This is a genomic window from Acinetobacter sp. GFQ9D191M (assembly GCF_011174875.1).
In the GTDB taxonomy this organism is placed as follows: Bacteria; Pseudomonadota; Gammaproteobacteria; order Pseudomonadales; family Moraxellaceae; genus Acinetobacter.
Genome location: NZ_JAALGV010000163.1, coordinates 1 through 3489, shown reverse-complemented (window position 1 = coordinate 3489; position 3489 = coordinate 1). Strand labels below are relative to the sequence as shown.

Below are 3489 nucleotides of genomic sequence, written 5' to 3'. Positions count from 1 at the left end.
CGGTTTACGCATTAACTTAATTGCTGCACTCGTAAACCGGATAAACTTGCAATAATGACTTTCGCAAGAGATCTAATACAATTCCTATTATTTTTTTATCCCCAATAAAAACAAACTCACCAATCTGTGCCGGCCTATAATTTTATACAGATACAATAACTCATCTAACAATATGTATATCTAAAGGATATACTGACCGGTAATTAGTTTGCCATTAGCTCTTATTAAAACTTACTTGTTATGAAAAAGCTATCTTGTTCAGGCCTTGTTCATCCATTTTTTTTGATCATTATCATTATTTTGATCTCAATTCCGATGGGTTTCTATGGCATGTATCTCTATATTGCCCCATCTTTGCCTGAAATGTCTACGCTTAAAAAGGCACCTTTATTAAAGCCTTTACAAGTTTTTAGCTCAGATAACGAGCTCATTGCAGAGTATGGTGGCAAGCTTTCTGTTCCTGTGAATTATGAACAGATTCCGAAAGAATTTATTCACGCCTTCCTCGCTGCAGAAGATTCTAGTTTCTTCGAACACAGCGGGATCAGCTTTAAAGGCTTAGGACGTGCAGTCAGTGAAACTATTACCGGCTCTGATGTACAGACTGGCGGTTCGACCATTACCATGCAGGTCGCCAAAAACTACTATTTAAGTCCCGAACGTACTTTAAAGCGTAAGCTGACTGAAATTTTCCTGGCACGTAAAATAGAACAGAATTTAAGTAAAGAAGAAATTCTGACTTTATATGTCAATAAAATTTTCTTGGGGAAAAATGCTTACGGCATTGCGGCAGCAGCGAAAATCTATTACAACAAAAGTTTAGATGAGCTTTCGATTGCGCAAATGGCAATGATTGCTGGCCTACCTAAAGCACCTTCTCGTTATAATCCGGTGGCCAACCCTAAACGTGCATTAGAGCGCCGTAACTGGATTTTAGGTCGCATGCTGCAATTGGGGTATCTGAATCAAAGCCAATATCAGGAAGCCATTGCTGAACCGATTAACCTGGATATGCCTAACCGTAGTACGCGTAACAAATTCCCCTACGTCGGTGAAATGGTTCGCTCTGAACTGGTAGAAAATTTTGGTGAACAGGCGATAGATTCAGGTTATAAAGTCTACACGACGATCCACAGTGAACGTCAGGCTTATGCTGAACAGGCAGTACAGGATGGTTTAGAGGCGTATGATCGTCGTCATGGCTGGCGAGGTGCTGAGGCTCATGATCAGCCCCTGCAAAATTTCCGTGTCTATGCCAACACTTACCCTGCTGAAGTGACCAAGGTCAATAATAATAGCTTTGAAGCATTGATGCAGGATGGTACAACCGTAACTGTGCCTTGGTCAGGCATGTCCTGGGCCCGTCCTTATCGTAGTGCAGATAGTGTAGGTGCTGCACCAAGCAGAGCCTCACAGATTGTTAAAGTTAAAGATATTGTTCGTTTAAGACCTAACGAGAATAAAAGTTCCTGGGCACTGGTACAAACGCCTCAGGTACAGGGCCAATTAATTGCATTGAACCCGAATAATGGTGCGATTGAAGCCATTGTGGGTGGTTATAATTTTTATCAATCCAAATTTAACCGTGCGACTCAAGGCTGGCGTCAGCCGGGTTCAACTATTAAACCCTTCGTTTACGCTCTGGCTTTAGAACGTGGTATGACTCCACACACCATGGTCAATGATGCACCGATTACTATTGGTAAATGGAGTCCGCGTAATTCGGATGGCCGTTATTTAGGGATGATTCCTTTACGTCGTGCTTTATATCTGTCACGTAACACGGTTTCAGTTCGTCTATTACAAACCGTCGGTATTGAACGTACCCGTCAGTTATTTATGGATTTTGGCTTGCAGGATAACCAGATTCCACGTAACTACACCATTGCTCTAGGCACGCCTCAGGTTTTACCAATCCAGATGGCCACTGGTTATGCTACGTTCGCCAATGGCGGTTATCGGATTCAGCCACATTTTATTACGCGTATCGAAGATGCCTATGGCAAGACTATTTTTGAGGCTAAGCCTGAATATGCCTGCATCTCGTGTATTAATGCTCAGGAAGAAAGTCCTCAACCAACAGGCGCACTCACTCCTGATGATGAAGCAATTGAAATCAATAACAAGACCCTAGCGCAAAAACCAGAGACACCAAAAATCTCGGCTGAAGACAGTAATTACCGTCAGGCAGAACGTATTTTAAAATCTAGTTCTGCTTATGATATGGCCAATATCCTGCGTGATGTGATTCAGCATGGTACGGGACGTGCTGCTTTAAGAATTGGTCGTAGCGATATTGGGGGTAAAACCGGTACCACCAATGATGCCAAAGATGCCTGGTTTGCAGGTTTTAATGGCAAGCTGGTCACCGTTGCCTGGGTCGGTTTCGACCAGCCAAAAACTTTAGGTCGCCGTGAATACGGTGGCGTGGCAGCCTTACCAATCTGGACCGACTTTATGGGTAATGCCTTAAAAGGTACACCAGAAGCTTGGGTTCGCCTGGATCGTAATGCTAAAGCACCTATTAACCGTAATAAAGTAGTGCAAGGTGAGCAGGAACAGCATGATCCGTCTTCTCCACCTTTAGCGACGCCTCTATATCGCCCTGCCCCGGTTGTAGCACCTAAGCGACAAAGCAATGATTTTGAAGATTTGCCTGATCAGGAAATCCACATACCGGATGATGAAAGAGTGGCGCCAAGAGACCAGCCACTACAACCAAATCGGGTGGTGGATCCTTTGGAAAACTTGATTGAAGAACTTGAATAATCTGAACCAATAAAAAATCCCTCAATAATGAGGGATTTTTTATTTCTAAATAACCGATTTACTTCGTAAGCGTCCGCTGAACCCCATGCCTATTTTTTAATTCGGTTCAGGTTTCCAGCGGTGTGGTAGCAATTCTTCAATCTGAGTCACTTTATGTGTCGGCAACCTTTTCAGCACATCACTTAAATAGGCATAGGGATCCAGCCCATTCAGCTTTGCTGACTGGATTAATGTCATAATATTGGCTGCTCGCTGACCGCTGCGCAGCGAACCTGCAAATAACCAGTTCTTACGTCCCAACGCCCAGGGGCGCATCTGGTTTTCCACCCAGTTATTGCAAATCGGTAGATTGCCATCATCCAGATAGCGGCTTAAAGCTGGCCAACGCTTCAGAGTGTAATTGATCGCCTTGGCGGTTGGAGAACTCGATGGCACAGTCAGTTGATGTTGGTTGAGCCATTCATACAGTTGTTGCATCACCGGTTGACTATGCTGTTGTCGGTATTCGCGGCGGTCTTCCGCTGTACCATCGGTCTTTTTCCTGAGTTCTGCTTCTATCGCATACAGTTTCTGAATCAGCACTAATGCCTGTTCAGCGACCTGACTTTTTTTGGTCACATGCAGTTCATGGAATTTACGACGCGCATGCGCCATGCAGCCCACCTCAATGACCTGACCTGATTTAAAGCGTGCTTTATAACCGCTGTAATCATCACAGAC

General features: G+C 44.1%; 2 protein-coding genes. One reads left to right on the top strand and one right to left on the bottom strand.

The window, feature by feature from the left end; genetic code table 11:
- Positions 1–240: 240 nt before the first annotated feature.
- Positions 241–2769, top strand: coding sequence for a penicillin-binding protein PBP1a (gene ponA / locus G5T77_RS16815; protein ID WP_125278888.1), 2529 nt, complete (start codon positions 241–243; stop codon positions 2767–2769).
- A gap of 96 nt (positions 2770–2865) precedes the next feature.
- On the opposite strand, the gene G5T77_RS16810 is transcribed toward ponA, so the two are convergent.
- On the bottom strand, positions 2866–3489 hold a 624-nt coding region (locus tag G5T77_RS16810), incomplete at its 5' end, for an IS66 family transposase (RefSeq protein WP_166236267.1).